This window comes from Micromonospora sp. AMSO31t (assembly GCF_008868175.1).
Classification (GTDB): domain Bacteria; phylum Actinomycetota; class Actinomycetes; order Mycobacteriales; family Micromonosporaceae; genus Micromonospora.
Genome location: NZ_WBKT01000289.1, coordinates 1 through 2,385 on the forward strand (window position 1 = coordinate 1; position 2,385 = coordinate 2,385).

At 75.9% G+C, this 2,385-nt stretch carries 3 protein-coding genes; 2 read left to right on the plus strand and 1 reads right to left on the minus strand.

Going from position 1 to position 2,385, the window contains the following annotated elements:
- Together F8274_RS30490 and F8274_RS30495 are read left to right on the plus strand one after the other, a co-directional pair.
- The coding region (locus F8274_RS30490; protein ID WP_151465836.1) for a hypothetical protein at nucleotides 1-915 on the plus strand (915 nt) is incomplete at its 5' end.
- A 40-nt stretch (nucleotides 916-955) separates the two neighbouring features.
- Nucleotides 956-1,504, plus strand: a complete 549-nt coding sequence (locus F8274_RS30495; protein ID WP_151465837.1) for an RNA 2'-phosphotransferase — start codon at nucleotides 956-958, stop codon at nucleotides 1,502-1,504.
- Nucleotides 1,505-1,662: 158 nt separating this feature from the next.
- Here the strand turns inward: F8274_RS30495 and F8274_RS30500 are convergent.
- The coding region (locus F8274_RS30500) for a molybdopterin-dependent oxidoreductase (protein ID WP_151465838.1) at nucleotides 1,663-2,385 on the minus strand (723 nt) is incomplete at its 5' end.

The following is a 2,385-nucleotide window of genomic DNA, read 5'->3' on the forward strand; positions in this document are numbered from 1 at the left end:
GGCACGCTGACCGCCCGGGCCGGGCTCGGCGGCCGGCCGAGCCCGAGCGCCCGGCCGTGCGGGGTCTTCCCGGCGGACAACGTCTGGCACGCCGACGTCTCGCGGCTGCCCGTGCACCCGCGCTCCGCGGCGATGGTCGGCGCGATCGGCGGCGGCGCCACGGTCCACGCCGACTTCGGCTCCGGTCGGTGGGAGGGCGCGCCGATCGGCATCCCGGTCACCGTCGTCCCCTCCGGCCAGCGGAGGGTCCCGGTCACCTTCGAGTACGCCGGCGAGAGCGACCCGGGGCCGTACCCGGTGCCGCCGGACGCGGCGGTCGAGGGTGGACCGAACGGCACCGGCGACCGGCACGTGATCGTCTGGGACCGGGCGGCCTGCCGGGCGTACGAGCTGTTCGACGCGCACCGGTCCGGCGCCGGCTGGCGGGCCGGCTCGGGAGCGGTCTTCGACCTTCGGTCGAACAAGCTGCGCCGGGCCGGCTGGACGTCCGCCGACGCGGCCGGACTGTCCATCCTGGCCGGGCTGGTCCGCTACGACGAGGTGGCCGCCGGCCGCATCGACCACGCGCTGCGGGTGACCGTGCCGCGCACCCGCACCGGCTGGACCTGGCCGGCCACCCACTCCGCCTCGTCGGCCACCGACCCGGCCCTGCCGCAGCTCGGCCAGCGGCTGCGCCTCAAGCGTTCGGTGGACCTGTCCCGGCTGCCCCGGCAGGCCCGGATCGTCGCCGAGGCGATGCAGCGCCACGGGCTGATCGTCGCCGACCACGGCTCGGCCTGGTTCGTCTCGGGCGCCCCCGACCCGCGCTGGGACAACGACGCCCTGCACGCCCTCGGCGGCCTGCGCGGCAGTGACTTCGAGGTGGTGGACGCCGCGGGGCTGATGGTGAGCGCGGGGTCGGCCGCCACCCGCTGATATCCTCGCCGGCCCCCGGCCGGTGGGTCACACTGTCCGGGTGGATCATCGTGACCTGGTGCGGGTCAGCAAGCGGATGTCGCTGGCGCTGCGCCACCGCCCCGACCGGTTCCACCTGACGCTGGACGGGGCCGGCTGGCTGCCGGTCGCCGACGTGCTCGCCGCCCTGCGGATCACCCGCGCCGACCTGGACGTCGTGGTGGCCGGCAACGACAAGCAGCGCTTCGCCGTCGAACGCGGCCCCGACGGGGTCGACCGGATCCGGGCCAGCCAGGGCCATTCCGTCCCGGTCGACCTCGGCCTGGCGCCGGCGACCCCGCCGGACCGGCTCTTCCACGGCACCAGCGAGGCCGTCCTGCCGGCGATCCGCACCGAAGGGCTGCACCGGGGCCGCCGGCACCACGTGCACCTGTCCCCGGACGCGGAGACCGCCCGCCGGGTAGGCGCGCGCCGGGCCGGCGAGGTCGTCATCCTGACGATCGACGCCGCCGCCATGGCCGCCAACGGCTACCACTTCTACCGCAGCGCCAACGGCGTCTGGCTCACCGACACCGTCCCACCCGCCTACCTCACGGCCCCACGGACCTGATCACGGCCGCGCGGCCCACCGCGTTGATCATGAAGTTATGACCACGGACAACGGCGTGTCGGGGCAATAACTTCATGATCGACGGCCCTGAGGGGGCGGACGGCCCCGACGGCATTGACGCCCTGAGGGGGCGGCCGGGACGGCGCGGGTGGACGGGGTCAGTGGGCCGTGACCGGGTGGTGGACCACCGCGTCGAAGAGGTAGGCGAGGGTGTTGGGGGCGGCGCGGTCGGGTTGGGTCGTCCCCGTCGTGTCGGTGGCGCGGGCACGGAGGGTGAACCGGCCCGGGGCCGGCGGGCGCCACCGTGCGGTCCAGCGCTGCCAGGCGCCGCCCCGGTCGGCCGCCACCAGGTCGGCCGGGCGCCAGCCGTCGCCGGTGTCCACCTCGACCCGCTCGATCGGGCCGTTGCCCGACCAGGACCGGCCGTGCAGCAGCACCTCGGCGTCGGCCGGCACGCGGGCGTCCCAGGCCAGCTCGAACGCGCTCTTCACCGGCTGCGCGCCCAGCACCGTGCCCTCGGCCGGGTGCCCGGGGCCGAACATCCGGTAGAACCGGGTGTTCCACGGCGAGAAGAGGGGTGTGGTGGAGACCTCGACCGGGCCCACCCACTTGATCGAGGCGATGCCGATCCAGCCGGGCACCACGACGCGGACCGGGAAACCGTGGTCGGCGGGGAGCGGCTCGCCGTTCATCTCGTACGCCAGCAGCACGTCGTCGAGGGCCTTGGCGATCGGCAGCGGGCGGCGTACGCGGCCCAGGTTGGTCCCGCCGGTCACGTAGTCCGGGTCCAGCCCCTCGGGCATCACGTCGACCGCGTCGTCGCGCAGCCCGGCCAGCCGCAGCACGGTGCCCAGCCGGACGCCCCGCCAGCGGGCCACGCC